Origin of the sequence: Echinicola arenosa, from assembly GCF_014841125.1 — a bacterium.
GTDB classification, from domain to species: Bacteria; Bacteroidota; Bacteroidia; order Cytophagales; family Cyclobacteriaceae; genus Echinicola; species Echinicola arenosa.
Genome location: NZ_JACYTQ010000001.1, coordinates 1,052,660 through 1,069,369, shown reverse-complemented (window position 1 = coordinate 1,069,369; position 16,710 = coordinate 1,052,660). Strand labels below are relative to the sequence as shown.

At 37.7% G+C, this 16,710-nt stretch carries 12 protein-coding genes; 6 read left to right on the top strand and 6 right to left on the bottom strand.

Translation table 11 applies throughout. The features are described from left to right. The first annotated feature begins 22 nt into the window (after positions 1 to 22). The 3 genes from IFO69_RS04015 to IFO69_RS04005 all read left to right on the top strand — a co-directional run bounded on the left by IFO69_RS04015 (position 23) and on the right by IFO69_RS04005 (position 5,789). On the top strand, positions 23 to 1,858 hold the full coding sequence (locus IFO69_RS04015) for an outer membrane protein assembly factor BamB family protein (protein ID WP_192008543.1): 1,836 nt from the start codon (positions 23 to 25) through the stop codon (positions 1,856 to 1,858). Positions 1,859 to 1,880: 22 nt separating this feature from the next. Then, positions 1,881 to 3,197 carry an exo-beta-N-acetylmuramidase NamZ family protein gene (locus tag IFO69_RS04010; RefSeq protein WP_192008542.1) on the top strand — a complete coding sequence of 439 codons (1,317 nt, stop codon included), beginning with the start codon at positions 1,881 to 1,883 and terminating at the stop codon, positions 3,195 to 3,197. A gap of 366 nt (positions 3,198 to 3,563) precedes the next feature. After that, positions 3,564 to 5,789, top strand: a complete 2,226-nt coding sequence (locus IFO69_RS04005; protein ID WP_192008541.1) for a heparin lyase I family protein — start codon at positions 3,564 to 3,566, stop codon at positions 5,787 to 5,789. A 60-nt stretch (positions 5,790 to 5,849) separates the two neighbouring features. Here the strand turns inward: IFO69_RS04005 and IFO69_RS04000 are convergent, their stop codons facing one another. The 4 genes from IFO69_RS04000 to IFO69_RS03985 form a co-directional block, all read right to left on the bottom strand. Beyond that, positions 5,850 to 7,640 (bottom strand): glycoside hydrolase family 15 protein, encoded by a 1,791-nt coding sequence (locus IFO69_RS04000; protein ID WP_192008537.1) that lies wholly within the window; start codon positions 7,638 to 7,640, stop codon positions 5,850 to 5,852. Positions 7,641 to 7,836: 196 nt separating this feature from the next. Beyond that, the gene (gene rsmG, locus IFO69_RS03995; RefSeq protein ID WP_192008535.1) at positions 7,837 to 8,481 is read right to left on the bottom strand and encodes a 16S rRNA (guanine(527)-N(7))-methyltransferase RsmG; all 645 of its coding nucleotides are present in this window, start codon (positions 8,479 to 8,481) and stop codon (positions 7,837 to 7,839) included. A 280-nt stretch (positions 8,482 to 8,761) separates the two neighbouring features. Next, positions 8,762 to 9,373 (bottom strand): RNA polymerase sigma factor, encoded by a 612-nt coding sequence (locus IFO69_RS03990; protein ID WP_192008533.1) that lies wholly within the window; start codon positions 9,371 to 9,373, stop codon positions 8,762 to 8,764. Next, positions 9,364 to 10,494 carry a glycosyltransferase gene (locus tag IFO69_RS03985; RefSeq protein ID WP_192008531.1) on the bottom strand — a complete coding sequence of 377 codons (1,131 nt, stop codon included), beginning with the start codon at positions 10,492 to 10,494 and terminating at the stop codon, positions 9,364 to 9,366. The genes IFO69_RS03990 and IFO69_RS03985 overlap by 10 nt, the downstream gene beginning before the upstream one ends. Positions 10,495 to 10,626: 132 nt before the next feature. Here IFO69_RS03985 and tgt point away from each other — a divergent pair, with 132 nt between their 5' ends. The 3 genes from tgt to IFO69_RS03970 are packed head-to-tail and all read left to right on the top strand — an operon-like array spanning position 10,627 to position 13,756. Beyond that, complete coding sequence (tgt, locus tag IFO69_RS03980) at positions 10,627 to 11,757, top strand: tRNA guanosine(34) transglycosylase Tgt (protein ID WP_192008529.1); 1,131 nt, start codon at positions 10,627 to 10,629, stop codon at positions 11,755 to 11,757. After that, a complete protein-coding gene (locus IFO69_RS03975) occupies positions 11,757 to 12,830 on the top strand; it encodes an LptF/LptG family permease (protein WP_192008527.1) in 1,074 nt (357 codons plus the stop codon). Before tgt ends, IFO69_RS03975 begins: the two co-directional genes overlap by 1 nt. A 5-nt stretch (positions 12,831 to 12,835) precedes the next feature. Further along, on the top strand, positions 12,836 to 13,756 hold the full coding sequence (locus IFO69_RS03970; RefSeq protein WP_192008525.1) for a DMT family transporter: 921 nt from the start codon (positions 12,836 to 12,838) through the stop codon (positions 13,754 to 13,756). Between the two features lie 72 nt (positions 13,757 to 13,828). On the opposite strand, the gene IFO69_RS03965 is transcribed toward IFO69_RS03970, so the two are convergent. Both IFO69_RS03965 and ispE read right to left on the bottom strand, forming a co-directional pair. Beyond that, on the bottom strand, positions 13,829 to 14,971 hold the full coding sequence (locus tag IFO69_RS03965) for a hypothetical protein (RefSeq protein ID WP_192008523.1): 1,143 nt from the start codon (positions 14,969 to 14,971) through the stop codon (positions 13,829 to 13,831). Positions 14,972 to 15,423: 452 nt separating this feature from the next. After that, positions 15,424 to 16,230: a 4-(cytidine 5'-diphospho)-2-C-methyl-D-erythritol kinase gene (gene ispE, locus IFO69_RS03960; protein ID WP_192008973.1), complete on the bottom strand. Its 807-nt coding sequence runs from the start codon at positions 16,228 to 16,230 to the stop codon at positions 15,424 to 15,426. Positions 16,231 to 16,710: the final 480 nt, after the last annotated feature.

Genomic DNA, 16,710 nt, shown 5'->3' with positions numbered 1-16,710 from the left:
TACACCATAAATAAACCTTATTATGAAAAAACTACTGGCATTACTGTTTGTAATGCAGTTCGGGGGCGTCTTTGCCCAAAATTTCAAGTTTGCCTTTGTTACGGATACACACATTAACGATGTGAATGATATTCCTAGTGAGGACTTGCGAAGGACGGTTGATGATATCAACACCTTTTCGGATTTGGACTTTGTGTTGCTTACGGGTGACATTACCGAAATGGGAACGGATTCGGAAATTAAGAAGGCCAAAGAAATCATCACTAAGTTGAATATCCCTTTTTACATCATTCCAGGAAATCACGATACGGGTTGGTCAGAATCTGGCGGGGTAAGCTTTATTCGTGAATTTGGTTATGACAAGTTTGTCTTTGAGCATGAAGGATATAAATTTATTGGGACCGCTTCCGGTCCTTACGTACGGATGTCCGACGGGCATATCCCTCGGGATGCGGTGGTTTGGGTGGACTCAGTCTTGGCAGCTACTCCCAAGGATCAGCGCATCATCAATGTCAACCATTATCCTCTGGACAATAGTTTGGACAATTGGTTTGAGTTGACAGATCGGTTAAAAGAATACAATACGCAATTTTCAATTTGCGGACATGGACACCGTAACAAGGACTATGATTTTGAAGGGATACCGGGTGTAATGGGTAGATCTAATCTCAGAGCAAAGGATAAAGTGGGAGGTTATAACATCGTGGAAATACATGAGGATACAGCTTATTTTTCAGAAAGAACGCCCGGCGTGGGGACCGATGATCCTTGGCGCAGTGTCGCTTTGGGGAAAAGAGACTTTAAGAATAATGTAGACTTTGATCGTCCAGATTATAGTATTAACCAGCAGTACGATCAGGTGAAAAAAAGATGGAGTTATCATTCAGATGCGAATGTGATTTCTACTCCTGCAGTGACCAAAGGCTTGGTGATATATGGTAATAGTACAGGTAAAGTGGAGGCCTTGTCCCAAGAAACAGGAAAGCTGGTTTGGTCCTATCAGACAGGGGGAGGAGTGTTTTCATCTCCCGCAGTTTTTAAGCATTTGGTCATTTTAGGTTCAGGAGATGGGTATGTCTACGCTTTTAATAGCAAAAATGGAAAATTGGCATGGAAGACTAAGGCTGATGCCTCAGTGCTGGGTAGTCCTATTGTTGATGGTGAAGAAGTTTATATTGGAAGTAGTGACGGGAAATTCAGGGCCCTGAATGCAAAAAGTGGAAAAGTGATTTGGGAATTTGAAGGCTTAGAAGGGCCGGTAGTAAGTAAGCCCTTGGTGTATGATGGAAAGATTTATTTTGGGGCTTGGGATAAGCATCTCTACGCATTGAATTTGGAAGATGGTAGTTTGGCTTGGAAATGGAACAATGGCTCTCCGAATAGAATGTATTCTCCAGCCATGTGTATTCCTGTGGCTTATGATGGTGTGGTCTATATCGTAGCTCCCGATCGTTACATTACCGCTTTGGAAGCTGATTCAGGAGAAACTTTATGGCGGAGCAATGAAGCCACTGTTAGGGAATCTATCGGGATTTCAGAAGATAAACAATGGGTGTACGGTAAGACCATGAATGATGAGATTGTAGCTTTCAGTACAGGTAGAGATAGGGCTGAACTCGCTTGGAAAGTGAATTGTGGATTTGGATATGAACACGTGCCTTCCATGATAATTGAAAAAGACGGGGCGGTATATTTCGGAACCAAAAACAGCAGGGTATATAGTATCGATCCAATTGAAAAAAACATTAATTGGGTACATAAAGTGGATAATTCCATGGCCAATACAGTCAATGTTATTGATGAACATGCTTTAGTGGTGGCAACGATGGACGGGAAAATTGAAATGCTGGATTTTTAAGATTTATAGAAAATTATTAATCATGAAAACAGAAAATAAGATGAGAATAAAATATAAGTTAAAAATATTTGTCCTGCTTTTAATGATGGGAGCTTTATTAGCCTCTTGTGGTGGTAAATCCCGTCAAGAGCAACAAGAGGAATCAGTGGAGAAAGAAAGCACTAAGCGGGTGGTGATTGGTGCGGAGCGGCTTTTTGAAGATGAGTTTTTTCCGTTAATCAGAGGGAAGAAAGTAGCTTTGATTACCAATCATACAGGTTTATTGCCTGACGGAAAGTACTTAGTGGATGTGCTTTATGAACGTGAAGATGTCGATTTAGCTTTGTTGTTCGGACCTGAGCATGGTATCAGGGGAGAGGAGGATACACATGTTGCTGATGGTACAGATAAAAGTACAGGGCTCCCGGTAATTTCTTTGTATGGAGAAGTCAGGAAGCCCACTCCTGAAATGTTAGCTGATGTAGAAGTTTTGATCTTTGATATTCAAGATGTTGGTGCTAGGTTTTATACCTATATCGCTACGATGATGCATGTTTTGGAAGCTGCTGCTGAGCAAGGAATACCTTATTTGGTACTGGACAGACCAAATGCTATAGGTGGTGTCTATGTGGATGGCCCGGTGGGTGATCATCAAATGGAACCTGTTACAGGAGTGGATCAGCTACCAGTAGTACATGGCATGACAGTGGGAGAATTGGCACATATGTTCAATGAAGAAAGGGGAAATAATGGCAAGGCAAAAGCCGACTTAACGGTCGTGAAAATGGAGAATTATACACGGGATATGTGGTACGATGAGACGGGGCTACCTTGGGTTAAGCCCTCTCCCAATATGTTGACATTGACTACCGCCGCTTTATATCCTATGACCTGTTTGCTAGAGGGAACGAATGTATCAGAGGCTAGAGGAACCCTGCATCCCTTTGAGCACATTGGAGCACCTTGGATTAAAGGAGATCAATTGGCACTGCAACTGAATAGCTATAACCTAGAAGGCGTGAATTTTACTTCTGCCAGTTTTGCGCCAGGAAAGATTGTAGATGGAATAGAAATTTACCCTCCTAAGTTCTTGGAAGATAATTGCTCGAGCGCCTTTATTGAACTGAAAAACAGAAGTGAATTTGCCTCATCAAAAGCGGCAGTTTATATGTTGGACGCACTGTACCGACTTTACCCAGAAGACTTGGAATGGAAGGAAGGTAGGATGGATCGTTTGTGGAAAACAAAGTCCGTCAGAGAAGGGATTATAGCCGGACAAAACCCTGAGGAAATCATTGCTGGTTGGAAAGAGGGCTTGGGTTATTTTGAAAGAGTAAGGAAGCAGTATTTGCTTTATTGATCATAGAAGAAGGGATTTTTCTATTTTTTTATGATCAATATCTAATGTTTATGTTTTATTTGCTTTTATATGTTGTTTATTACTGGTTTTGTTAATATTTTTTACAATTACTAATTCTTTCTTGAAATATAATTTTTTCATCTTTAAATTTAATAAAATGAATAAATAAGTCATTTAAATAAACTTGATTTATATTTTTTATTTTCACTTTGATAGTATGTGGTCGATGCATTTATTGATTTTATAAAATAATTGATTTTATGATGCTCCTTGGGCCGAGCAGGATCTCATTTCGTATGAGAAAGTAACTGATTCATATAGTTCATTTAAAATTATTTTTATACACTATTCTTAAATCTAAACTTTATGGCAATTCAAATAACGCCCGGGGAACCTGGTTCAGGATTTTTCGAGGTTAATGAAAAAGAATATCCTACTGGTAAATTCTTTTTATATAGGTCCGGTGATATCGTCACTGTCAATAGTTATGAAATGGGGTGTATGGCGGTATCTGCCCATTATTCAGAGTTTGAAGATGAAAATGGGGAGGCTTTTGAATCAGTTGATGAACTGATGGCGTATTTGAATGACGTCATTTTTGATGATGGAGGGTGTGGGATGGATGGATTAGAAATTGTAAAAGAACTTGAAGCCCTGCCTGAGGGGGAAAGGCTTAGTTATGAGTATTTAGATGATACTCCTCAAGTTGATTTCAGTGGCATGGATTTTTCACTGACAGGCAGTAAAATTAAACTGAATTTGGGTTATTTAGAGACCGAAGGAAATGTTTTGATCTATGATAGGAAAAGAATGTATGGTTCACATATAAAGCCGCTGGATGGAGATATAGTAGAGTACTATGATGCTGAAATTTCGTCTAATAGAGGTGAAGGGATCGTTTTTCATAGAGATTCAATAGCTCCCAATTTTCCAAATGGTTTTGTAAAAGAAGCTGGGGATTATATTGTTGATCAGCTTAATATTATAAAATATCAATTTTTCAGTAATGCATTTAAGCTTTATTCTATTTCAAATATTGTTGATTATGAAGCGATTGATATACATTATGGTATGTTGATCCATTATGATTTTAATCAAGATGTTTTAGAGAGAACTAAGGTTATTGATATTAGTGGTAATCAAAATGATGGAGTTTTAGAGTATAAGCTAGATGCAGAATGGATTCAAGAAGGTACTGGATATAAAATAAAATTGGGCAATAATGAGGATGCGGACCTAAGAAGCTATATTAGAATTCCAATTAGTGAAACATTACAAAGCATTTCCTATGATTTTTCTGTTTTAATTGAGGTTGGTAAAGGTTTTACTCTTGGGAATACTTTTTTTGGGAGCTATAGTTCTGGCAGTGGTAGGAATGGCTTCAGTTTGGGAACGGTGTCTGATGGTAGGTTAGAAATTAACCTTAATGAAGAAAGTCTAGGTAGTGAGGGAAGGGGTAGATCGGCATTACCAGATGGGGAATACCCTACAGATGGAAGTACCAAACGTTACGTGATTACTTTTGACGGCAAAAGTGTAAGGTTTTATATAGGTGGTTATATTAATAAAACCACCAAAATGCCTGAAGGGCTTTCTATTCAAAATAATGAGGATTGGTACTTGGGTAAAATTAACAATTCGATTGTTAGTGCTCAAACTATTATTAATAGGTTTGTTGTATGGAATAGGGTGTTGACAGATAAAGAAATCGTCCAAATGGAAAACCCTGGGTTTAGTGTAACACCTAGTGTTTTGAAATATTGTCCTTTTGAAACCATTATTACAAATGCCGATGAAGATGCCATTGGGACACAAGATTCTTGGATGAAAAGACAATGCTATGACGACCCTGGAGATATAATGGTGAGCGAAGACTTTGCTAGAAATGGTTCTACCAGTGGGCGGTTCCATTTGCAAAAAGGATTGTTATATGAAGGTTCAAAACACCGTACGGAATTACTTTCTTCTACAGGAATGGAGGAAAATATTGAAGATATGAAGAAGTGGATGAGTTTTTCGATCTATTTTCCAGAGGATTATTACATAGATGAATCCCATCAAATTGCTGAAGTAATTTATCAACTGCATGCGGGTCATGGTCAGTCACCTCCAATAAGTGTGAGGACTGAATATGATCATTTTTATTTACAAGTTTGTTTTGGAATGTTTAATGAAGAAATTGAGGAGGATGCAGAATTTAGAGACGAAATAAGAAGACAGTTTGATTTTGGAAAGATAAGTCCAGGTCATTGGCATGATTTTGTGTTTTATTTTGAATTGGATCAAGGAGATCAAGGGGTAGTGAAGTTGTGGTTTAATAGAGAACTTGTGGTGGATTATTACGGTGGTACAATGTATACCAATGATTTACAATATACACTTACATGGAAAGTAGGACTATATTGTGCTCAATGGGGGCATGAGCCTGATGAAACAGTACCTGAGGAAAGAGTACTGTATTACGATGATATAAGGATAGCTAACAATTCTTTACCTGATTACATTATGTTCCAAATAATGGATCCTGAAGGTGGAAAAGCTGTTTCAGGAATCGATTATTCTGGTCAGTCGGATATTAGTAATATTCTTTAACAATCGAATTAAAATTGTTATACTTAAAAATAAATCCCCGGAATTTCCCGGGGATTTATTTTATAAGAAATTAGGTTTATCTAATTTCTGTCCTATTCTATAGGCGGCATTCATAAGGCCAACGTGGCTATAAGCCTGAGGGAAATTACCCCATTGACTGCCAGTCTCTTGGTCTACATCTTCCGAGAACAACTGGAGGTGATTGCAATATTTGGTCAACGTTTCAAATCCTTCTACTGCCTCATCTAAGCGATTGACACAAGCCAATGCTTCAATGTACCAGAATGCACAGATGAGGAAAGTAGTTTCTGGCACACCAAAATCATCCATGTGTTTGTATCTGTAGAAAAGATAATCCTTTGCCAATAAGTCCTTTTCTAGCATCTTAAGGTGGTTGTTTGCCCTTTCAATATCATTTCCAAAATATCCCATAGTGATTAACTGCAATGTGCTAGCATCCATGTTTTTGGTGCCTATGGCTTGGGCATAAGCTTTCATTTCTGGTACATAACAAGCTTCTATTTTTTTGATTGCCTGTCCTTTTAGTCTTTCTGCTTTTACTTTAAGACTGTCATCGCCCAGTCTATCGGCAATTTTGATGGCGGCACATGATCCTGCCCAGTGGAAAATAAAAGTGTAGCAATGTTCTTGGGCCAAATTTCTGAATTCCCACAACCCCGCATCCTTTTCATTCATGGTTTCCTCGATCATATCCAGTAGGTTATGGATAAAAGGGGTAGAATGGCTTTTCTCAGATTCAATAAAACGCTTATCTGCATATAATGGCAATAAGCTAACCAACACTTGTCCATAAAGGTCATTTTGAATATGGGTATAAGCTTGATTGCCAAAGCGAACAGGTTGATTGCCAAGGTAGCCTGAAAGATTGCTCAGCTCCTCTTCCAAAAGTGCTGAGCCGGTAATAGAATAAAGAGGTTGGTAACGGCCATTTGCGTTAGTAGGTAAGTTTTGGATATACTCAAAATATCTCTCCAACTCCTGAAAGTGGCCTAAAGAGTTAAAAACATTGAGGGTATAATAACTGTCCCGTATCCAACAATATCTGTAATCCCAATTTCTGGTAGATCCTGGAGACTCTGGCAAGCTGGTGGTGGATGCAGCGATAATGGCACCAGTGTCTTCAAATTGATGGATTTTAAGCGCTAAAGCAGATCTTACCACTAGTTTTTGATAAAAATGAGGAATGCTGGTAGATTTGATCCATTCTCTCCAGTATTGGGTGGTCGCTTGTAAAAACCTTTCAGCGGTACTCTCTACAGGGGCTTCTAGGGGTTGACCGTAAGTGAAGAAAAGGTAAATGGGACGCTGTAGCCTAAAAGCCATATCCTCAATTATGTAATTTACCGAGCAGTTGGTTGTAAGCCTCACTTGTTGTTCTGCACCTAAATATTCAATATGGTTGCTGCTCATGGAAGGTTTCAGGGGAAGACTGCCTCTGTTCGTGACCGGTTTGCAGTTGATTTTAACTTTAGGTTCTCCTTTTAGTGGCTCAACCTTTCTAACTACCATCAATGGTTTGTGGTAACGATCAAAATTATGGAACCTTGGAGCAAAATCAGTCACTGAATAAGCTTCTTCGCCATTTCCCAAGGTAATGGTGGTCTTGAGAATATTTGTATTTTCTAGATATTCCTGATCAGAGGTAAAGGTTTGGTCTTCTGGTAAAATATTAAACTCACCACCTTTTTCCCGGTCAAGCATTCCACCGAAAATGAAATCACTGTCAAATCTTGGGAAGCAAAGCCAACTGATATTAGTGTCTTTTTCAATATGGGCGATGTAAGCACAGTTACCGATAAGCCCTGTGCCATAAAGATGTCTTTTTGTCATTTTGTTAAATTGAATGGTACAAAAAATGAGTGGCTTTTTGGGTTAGCTTTGAAGATAGTAAAAAAATGAAAAGGTAAAAACTTCAAAAGGTGCATTTCAGCGCATTTTTAATGCAAAAAGTAAGATTTAACAGATGTCTTGCGAAGAAAAAAATCCGATGCCCTTGTCTTGAGGAAAAAGCACCGGAAAATATGTTTCATCTTTTTCCCTCAAAAGGAACATAGACTACTTTTTTCGTTTCGAAGAATTCTTCCTTGAAGTAATCTTCAAGATGATAGGTGACATAGGAGATGTCCAATTCCTCCATTTCTTCATCTACTTCACCTCCCTTGAGATATAAAATGCCATTTTGGAATTCATTGAAATCTTCTTTTTTAAATTTTCCTTTCACCCAAGGGTAGAAATTGATCATTCTTGTAACAGCCCTGCTGACCACAAAGTCATACTTACGCAGCAGGGACTCAGCCCTTACTTGTTGGCCCTCGACATTGCTTAGTTTAAGTGTTTTGGCCACATCTTTCACTACAGTGATTTTCTTCCCAATGGAATCCACCAAGTGAAAATTGGTTTCAGGAAACATGATGGCCAGAGGAATTCCAGGAAAGCCACCGCCAGTGCCAATATCCAACACCCAAGTACCAGGTTCAAACTTCATTACCTTAGCAATTCCTAAGGAGTGGAGAACATGGTGCGTGTAGAAAGCGTCCATATCCTTTCTGCTGATGACGTTGATTTTCTGGTTCCAATCCCGATAAAGTTCTCCTAAAGCAGAAAACTGCTCTTTTTGTTTGTCGGAAATGTCTGGAAAATATTTTAAGATCAGGTCAAGTTCCTGGTTCATGCTGTATGTGATTTGGCCATAAAAACCCCCAAAGATACAGTTTTAGATTCATTCCTTTTCGAATAAGAGGAAAAGATGTTGCCACAGACTTAAAAGGAATAACACAGATATTTTTCTAGTATTCGATAGATTATTGAATAGTGGTAAAAATAAGAGGCTTTTAGAAATTAAATAGGGATGAAATAAAAGTTCCGGACTGCATATCCGAAACAACTAGAGGACATGCTGACAGTTATGCATGACCAAAATCTTGCTGTATCTAGCTTCTTATATCTACCATTTAAATATGTCTCTCCTTTCCTTGGGCGATTTCATAAAGAAGCTCTCTTGACCGGTGCAGCTGTGCTTTAACGGTTCCCAATGGTTTGTCGAGTTCTTGCGCTATTTCATCGTATGATAGCTCATCAAAGTATCTCAATTTGACCAGTTTTCTATACTTGGCTGGAAGTTTGTCCACAAAGATGCGGACCATCTCAATTCTTTGGCTTTTGATGAATTCATCCTGTGGATTGTTTTCGTCGTCTTCCACATCGATGTTCACGGAATTTCCTCCATCATCGGTCAAAGTATTGTTCAAGCTCATGGTCTTGAGTTTCTTCTTTCGGATAAAGTCAATGGTGTTATTGGTGGCAATTCTAAACAGCCAGGTACTAAAAGTGTAGTCTTTCTTAAACTTGTGTAGATTCCTGAAAGCTTTGGCAAATGCTTCCATGGTCAGGTCTTCAGCGTCATCTGCATCACGGATCATTTTCAAGATCATGAAGTAGACGGCCTTTTTATACCGTTTCATTAAAGTTGCATAAGCCTGCTGGTCTTTTTGGTCTACTGCTCTGTCTATTAAGTCAAAATCTTCTAGCGCTTTGTCTGAGAACCCTCTTTCGTTTATTTCCATCTAACTGTTTTTGATAGGTAACCTTTAGCCCCAATGATCCAAAAATAGCTTAAATACATTAAATCGAAAAACATCGTCCAGAACACTTTTCCATGTCCTTCGATTTTCTTGATCGCGCTGTTAATGGTTGAAAATTGAAGCAATGCCCGTATAACTATAATACTTACAATTGCTGCAATTGGTTCCCATTTTTGCGTAATACTCATCAAAGCTATGGCTGAAACCCAAAAAAACAAATGACTAATTGCATAAAGCCCTATTTTAATTTTGTCAGCGGCTCTATAATGCTTTCCGGTCTGAAAGTGACGCTTTTTCTGAATGTAGTATTCTTTGAAGGTTTTTTTAGGAGTTGATATGGTAATGCTCTCAGGATGTATCACTACAGCCGTGTTGTTTCTTTTGGCGTATTTGTTGACAAAAAGGTCATCGTCTCCTCCAAGAATCTGCCACAGACCCTTGAATGCCTTTTTCTCCATAAAGAACCCTCGGCGGTAGGCCAAGTTTCGGCCAACTCCCATAAAGGGTGCCTTCCAGAGTGCAAAAGAAAAATATTGAATAGCCGTGAACCAAGTTTCATATTGGATCAAAGCATTGAGAAAGCCCTTTGCTTTTTCATAGCCTCCATAGCCCAGTGCAAAAATTTTATTTTCATTTCTGATGGGCTTTGTCATTTGTGAAATCCAATTTTCAGAGACTGGAATACAGTCTGCATCAGTAAGCAGCAATACATCATATTTGGCTACTTTGATACCTAAGGTCAATGCATATTTCTTAGGGGTAACATGGTCTGGGGTATAGTCTACTGTTACCGTTCTTAGTCCTGGGTATTGACTCATCAAGCCCTCCAATAGAAAACGGGTGTTGTCAAATGACCGGTCGTTGATCACCAGGATTTCAAATTTCGGATATTTTTGTTTGGACAGTTCAGGAATCAGTTTTTTAAGGTTTTCTTCCTCATTCCTAGCCGCAATGATGATACTAACTCCCTCTTGGTTGATATCTGTGTTGTTGGATTCTTTTCGATGATAAAAAAAGCTTAGCCTGCCGTAGATGAAGCAAAGGTAGATGGTTTGTATAGAAGTAGCGGCTCCAAAAATGAGCCACAGGATATTGATGATCATGTGTTGTTTGATTTCGAGGCAAAGATAAAATCAAAAACAGCAACTCTTTTAAGGATAAGCTTATATTTTTGTGCTGAATTTGATAACTAAATCATAACAAGGTCGTTTTACCTTGTTTGAAACTGATGATGAATGAAGTTTATTCTCGAAAATAAAGACGAAAAGAGCAAAGCGAGAGCGGGAGTGGTCAAAACAGACCATGGTGATATTCAGACTCCTATTTTTATGCCAGTAGGGACAGCGGGTTCGGTGAAGGCCGTTCATCAGAGAGAGCTCACTTACGATATCAAAGCGCAGATTATTTTGGGCAATACCTATCATCTTTACCTCAGGCCGGGTATTGATATTCTGGAAAAGGCAGGAGGGCTTCATAAATTCAATGGTTGGAACAAGCCAATTTTGACTGACAGTGGAGGTTATCAAGTTTTTTCCTTGGCTGGAACAAGAAAAATTACAGAAGAAGGCGTGCTTTTTAAATCACATATTGATGGCTCCAAGCACAAGTTTACCCCTGAAAATGTAATGGACATCCAAAGAAGCATCGGGGCAGATATTATTATGGCATTTGATGAGTGTACACCATATCCTTGTGAATTTGGTTATGCCAGGGAATCCATGGAAATGACACATCGATGGTTGAAGCGATGCATTGACAGGGTGGATAGCACAGAAGGTAAATATGGCTATGCACAAACCCTTTTTCCTATCGTGCAGGGAAGTGTATACAAAGACTTAAGAAAGCAGTCAGCCGAATTTGTAGCTTCCTGTGAAAGAGATGGCAATGCGATTGGCGGGCTCTCCGTGGGCGAGCCTGCGGAAATGATGTATGAGATGACTGAATTGGTGACGGATATTTTGCCAATTGACAAGCCTAGATACCTCATGGGAGTAGGTACACCAGCCAATATTTTAGAATGTATAGCCTTAGGGGTGGACATGTTTGATTGTGTTATGCCAACCAGAAATGCCAGAAATGGTATGCTGTTCACTTCAGAGGGCATCATGAATATGAGGAATGAAAAATGGAAAGATGATTTTTCACCGATTGATCCCAATATCAATAGTTATGTGAGTAATTTTTACTCCAAAGCCTACCTTAGGCATCTTACTATTAGTAAAGAAATCTTGGCAGCCCAGATCGCAAGTATTCATAATTTGAGTTTTTACCTTTGGTTGGTAGGTGAAGCGCGAGAGAAAATCAAAGCGGGAGAGTTTGCAGCTTGGAAAGATATGATGGTCGAAAAAGTAAGCAAAAGATTATAATGAAATTATTGGATACACTGATCATAAAGGATTTTCTCAAAACCTACTTTTTTGTGGTTTTGATGCTGATCATGATTGTCTTGGTGTTGGACTTTACCGAGAAGAATGATGAGTTTATCAGGAATAATGTGCCATCAGGGGAGATTGTAAAGTATATGTTCAACTATGGCCTGTATTTGAATAATCTGCTTACGCCTATTACGGTATTTATTTCGGTGATTTTTATTACTTCCCGAATGGCTGGACGAACGGAGATTATTGCTGTTTTGAGCAGCGGTGTTAGTTTTTTGAGAATGTTAAGGCCTTTTTTGGTTGGTGCTTCGATGATTGCTCTAGCCAGCTTTTTGCTCAACGGCTGGGTTTTGCCAAAGGCTACAGCAGGTGTTTATGAATTCAAGAGGGAATACTTGGAAGACGATAGTCAATATAATTATCAAAATCTCCATGTTAAGGTGGCTCCGGACGTTTACGCTTATATTTCCAGATATTATACCGGGCCCAAAACGGGTTATTCCTTTACCTTGGAGCACATTGAAGATGGGAAGTTGCTGTCAAAGCTGTCTGCTGACAGAATTGTGTGGGATACAGCGACTAACGCCTGGGAAGTGAGAAACTGGAAACTTAGGGTGTTGGAAGATATGGGAGAGGAGTATTCTGTTGGTGAGCGGATGGATACTGTATTGTCCATCACGCCCAATGACTTTGATTTGCCTCCGAATCACCATGAAACCCTAAATCTTCCAGAGTTAAGCAGACAAATTAAAGTATTGGAAGATCGTGGGGCAGATAATGTGAGTTTCTATAAAATTGAACGTTATGTACGTTTTATGTCGCCTTTTGCGGCTATTATCTTGACCTTTATTGGGGTGATTGTTTCTTCCAAAAAGACAAGAGGAGGGTCAGGTTTTAAAATTGCTCTGGGCTTTTTGTTGGCGTTTATATATATCATATTGTTTTTACTGTCCAGAACTTTTGCAGAAGCTGGTACTCCTTATCCGGTATTGGCAGTTTGGTTGCCCAATATTGTATTTGCAATAACAGGTTTGATCATGTATAAAACCGTTCCCCGTTAAACCCGATGCTAGGGTCAGTTTTCAAGGACTATTTGATGCTTCACCTCATTGTGTTGATTTGGGGTTTCACGGCTATTCTAGGTCTGCTAATCAGCATACCTGCAGTTGAAATTGTGTTTTACAGAACTCTTATCGCTACCCTGATATTGGGTGTGCTTTTTGTTTTAAAGGGGAGAAGAGTCATCATTCCTAAAAAAGAATTGGCCAAAGTTCTTGGGACAGGTGCATTAATAGGGCTCCATTGGATTTTGTTTTTTGGAGCGGCGAGAGTTTCCACCGCATCAGTTTGTTTGGCGGGAATGGCCACTTGTTCATTATGGACTGCGTTTATAGAACCTTGGGTTAACCATTCCAAAATTAAATGGTATGAGGTGATGCTGGGACTTGTTGTCTTAGTGGGGCTTTATGTAATCTTCAGGTTTGAAATTAAGTATTGGGAAGGGCTGGTGATGGCCGTGGGGTCAGCTTTCTTGGGAGCATGCTTTACAGTAAGCAATGGTCGGCTGACAAAAAAACATTCTCCCTATTTAATTACATTCTATGAAATGATGGGGGCGTGTATTTTTACTGCTTTGTTTATGCCGTTTTATGTAATGTTCTTTGCTGAAGACGGGCAAATACGACTAGGCTTAAGTAGTAATGATTGGTTTTGGTTGTTGTTATTAAGTGGCGTCTGTACAGTTTACGCCTTTTCAGTATCTGTAGAATTGATGAAAAGATTAACTGTTTTTGTGATTAACCTTACGGTTAACTTAGAGCCGGTTTATGGGATTGTTTTGGCGGTGTTGATTTTTGGAGAAAAGGAACAGATGACATCAGGTTTTTATCTAGGTACTTTGATTATACTTGTTTCTGTTTTTCTTTATCCGGTATTTAATTTCATATACAAAAGGAGGAAACAAAAGCAGCTATTGAGGATGCAGTAACTCCAAACTGCTTTCGAGGATATATAAACTTAATAAGTATGAAGTGCCTTTTTGAATTTGATTTTATACAGACTAGCTTAATTTCCTCCTTTTAATTTTGTTTACAGTGTTCCAAACTGTTTGAGAGGAATTCTTTGTCATCATGTTTATTGATTGTACCATGTTTAAGTGTTGCAGCTTTTTTTCCCAAACAAATGTCAGGAAACTGGTGGCTATTAAAAAGACAAAAACAAACATTAAAGCCTCCCAAACAGAGGCTATTTGAATGGTAGGGAAGATGATAAGGATCATGTTTCCAATCACAAAGTAAGAAAAAGTAGATGACCCCAGGAAATTGATATTATTACTTAGTTTCCCTTTTATTAATAAATTGGATAAATAAGAAAAAATAATGATAAGGCAAGTTATATTTAGTCCATAAAGGTAATATAAGATGTTGTTTTTAAATCGATAAGCCCTTGGGTCAACAATGTTTTCCACGTATTCAACAAAACCGATATTAAAAATTGTAATTGAGGTGGCGACGATTGAGCCGATCATAATAATTGCAATAATGGTTTTTGTTGAGGGTGTTGAAACTTTGTTCAACAGAAAATCAGCAAATAGCATTCCACAAACGATTAAGGTGATGCCATGAAATATAGATGGCCCCCAGTCCCTTCCTATGCCTAATAAAACTCCTCCTATAAAATTAAAGGGAGAAGAAAGTTCAACTGTTTTTGCTATAATAAAGTAGTCGATTGTCCAAATAGCTCCAACTAAACCTAGCAACCCCCAAAAACCTAATTTGTGTCTAAGCTTTAGGATAGGGATACATAAAAGAAGCCAGAAAAAATACATGACGAAAATGTTGGAGTATGAAGTTGATTTTAGTAATAGAGCACTTCCCATAAGTCCGGATATACTCTTTTTTCCTACTAAAAAGGTTACTATTGAAAGAAGAACAAATACTAAATAACAAAGGAATGACCTGTAAATAAGTTTAGAGAAAATGGCATTTCCTTTTGATTTATATCTGTTATAATAAATGAATTCAGCCATTATACCAAAAAGTATAATCAGCGATGGAGTAGCGGATCTCGTTATAAAACTGATACTGCTAATACCTTCTTGTCCAATTACTTCCTCTAAGTTAAGAGCTAGAATTGCATGTGAAATAAGAGCAAATGTAACGGTGAAGAACCTATATTTATCCAGATAGTCTATCCTGTTCATGTATTCAATAGTTATATAATAATTATATCAAAAAGTAAAATTATTCAGGGAGGGAGTATTGTTTCTATTGACTATTGAATCAAATATAAGGTTAAGATTTTTTGAATTCAAAATGCAGAAAAAATATTTTAAAATTCAATAAATTTAATATTTAAAGATATTTCAGATATTTAAATCTTACTACACAAAATATAACGTTTCATTTAAAATTTAAGTAAAAATTTAAATAATTATGTTTTTGGAGAATTTTAGTGCAAGACTTAGATAGTCAATAAGACCTGTTTATGAGGTGGTGTTTAACTTATGATCAGTTGAAATAAAAATGAATGATTTGGAAGCTTTGTGACTTTGTTTTCAGTCAATTATAATATTAAAAATGAATAAATAATTTTCCGTAGATATTTAAATGCCTCTTCTAAATAGTTATGTGTTAAGATTGAATATTGAACATTCTATAGCTCTCCCTCAAATCTAAAATACTCTTTTGGCCAACTACTTTGTTCAGGCTCATTATCAAATAAGCCAAATACCGTTGATCCAGATCCTGACATGGCGGCATAGAAAGCTCCTTGTTGATAAAGTTGGGCCTTAATTTCCGCAATTTCAGGATACTTGTTGAATATGCTGCTCTCAAAATCATTGACCAGTCTTTCTTTCCATAAGGAGCGATCAGCCAACGTTTCTTTTAATTCATATTGTGGGAGTTGAGGGTGCACTCCTTCATAGGCCTCTTTGGTGCCAATGTGGATTTGAGGATTAACTAAAGCAATCCAGCATCCATTGAGGTCAAGATTTACTTCTTCCAATAATTCACCTCTTCCTTTAGCGATTTTGGGTTTGTTTTCAATAAAAAATGGACAGTCACTGCCAAGTTCTGCCGCGTAATCTTCCAAAAACCAATCTTCAAGGTGAAGGTCAAATAGGTTATTCATCATAGATAATGCAAAAGCTGCATCAGCAGACCCACCACCTAGCCCGGCCCCCATCGGAATAGCTTTGTGTAAATGGATATCAATATTGGGAAGTTCATTGAAGTCTTTTCTGAGAAGTTTGAGTGCCTTTAAAATGAGGTTGTCTTTCTCTTTGCCAGGAATGGTCAGTCCAGTACCTGTGAATTTTGTCTTATTTGATAAGGTGATTTCAAGGGCGTCGCACAAAGGAACCGGAAACATACAGGTTTCGATTTCGTGATAGCCATCCTTTCTTTTTTCAATAATGGAAAGTCCTAAATTTATTTTTGCGTTTGGGAATTGTATCATAGAAATCATAAAAGAAGTATTGATGCAAAACTATTAAAATAGGCGTATTAATTTTGGTTCTTTTTAAGGATTCTTGTGTTAATGTTTGTTGGTTGTTTTAAAAAATGTCTAAAAAGTTGGTTTTAGTCATTGTTTAGCCTGTTTTTTTTAACAAAAATTTAAAAAAAAATAAAATCAGAAGAAAATTCTGAAATTTAGATAAATAATTTTTTTATGAAACATAAAAGAGGGTATTGCATAAAAAATCCACTAAAATCTCGTGTTGATTTCAGGATAGACAATAGTTTAATTTTTGATTCATTTTAAAAAAAGAAATAAAATATTGTAAGTGTCAAATTAGGGTTTTACTTTTGTTAAGCATTTAAAATTAAACAGAAAAGGATACCACTAAACACTTTAAAAGCATGTCAAGAATAGTCAGCGTCATTAACCTAGTTATTATTCTCATTTTCAATTGTAAATGAGGCGCTAGACTATTGT

Bases quoted from the DNA above. Each gene is read 5' to 3' on its own strand.
- IFO69_RS04015 (WP_192008543.1), top strand. From the start codon at position 23: ATGAAAAAACTACTGGCATTACTGTTTGTAATGCAGTTCGGGGGCGTC.
- IFO69_RS04010 (WP_192008542.1), top strand. From the start codon at position 1,881: ATGAAAACAGAAAATAAGATGAGAATAAAATATAAGTTAAAAATATTT.
- IFO69_RS04005 (WP_192008541.1), top strand. From the start codon at position 3,564: ATGGCAATTCAAATAACGCCCGGGGAACCTGGTTCAGGATTTTTCGAG.
- IFO69_RS04000 (WP_192008537.1), bottom strand. From the start codon at position 7,640: ATGACAAAAAGACATCTTTATGGCACAGGGCTTATCGGTAACTGTGCT.
- rsmG (WP_192008535.1), bottom strand. From the start codon at position 8,481: ATGAACCAGGAACTTGACCTGATCTTAAAATATTTTCCAGACATTTCC.
- IFO69_RS03990 (WP_192008533.1), bottom strand. From the start codon at position 9,373: ATGGAAATAAACGAAAGAGGGTTCTCAGACAAAGCGCTAGAAGATTTT.
- IFO69_RS03985 (WP_192008531.1), bottom strand. From the start codon at position 10,494: ATGATCATCAATATCCTGTGGCTCATTTTTGGAGCCGCTACTTCTATA.
- tgt (WP_192008529.1), top strand. From the start codon at position 10,627: ATGAAGTTTATTCTCGAAAATAAAGACGAAAAGAGCAAAGCGAGAGCG.
- IFO69_RS03975 (WP_192008527.1), top strand. From the start codon at position 11,757: ATGAAATTATTGGATACACTGATCATAAAGGATTTTCTCAAAACCTAC.
- IFO69_RS03970 (WP_192008525.1), top strand. From the start codon at position 12,836: ATGCTAGGGTCAGTTTTCAAGGACTATTTGATGCTTCACCTCATTGTG.
- IFO69_RS03965 (WP_192008523.1), bottom strand. From the start codon at position 14,971: ATGAACAGGATAGACTATCTGGATAAATATAGGTTCTTCACCGTTACA.
- ispE (WP_192008973.1), bottom strand. From the start codon at position 16,230: ATGATACAATTCCCAAACGCAAAAATAAATTTAGGACTTTCCATTATT.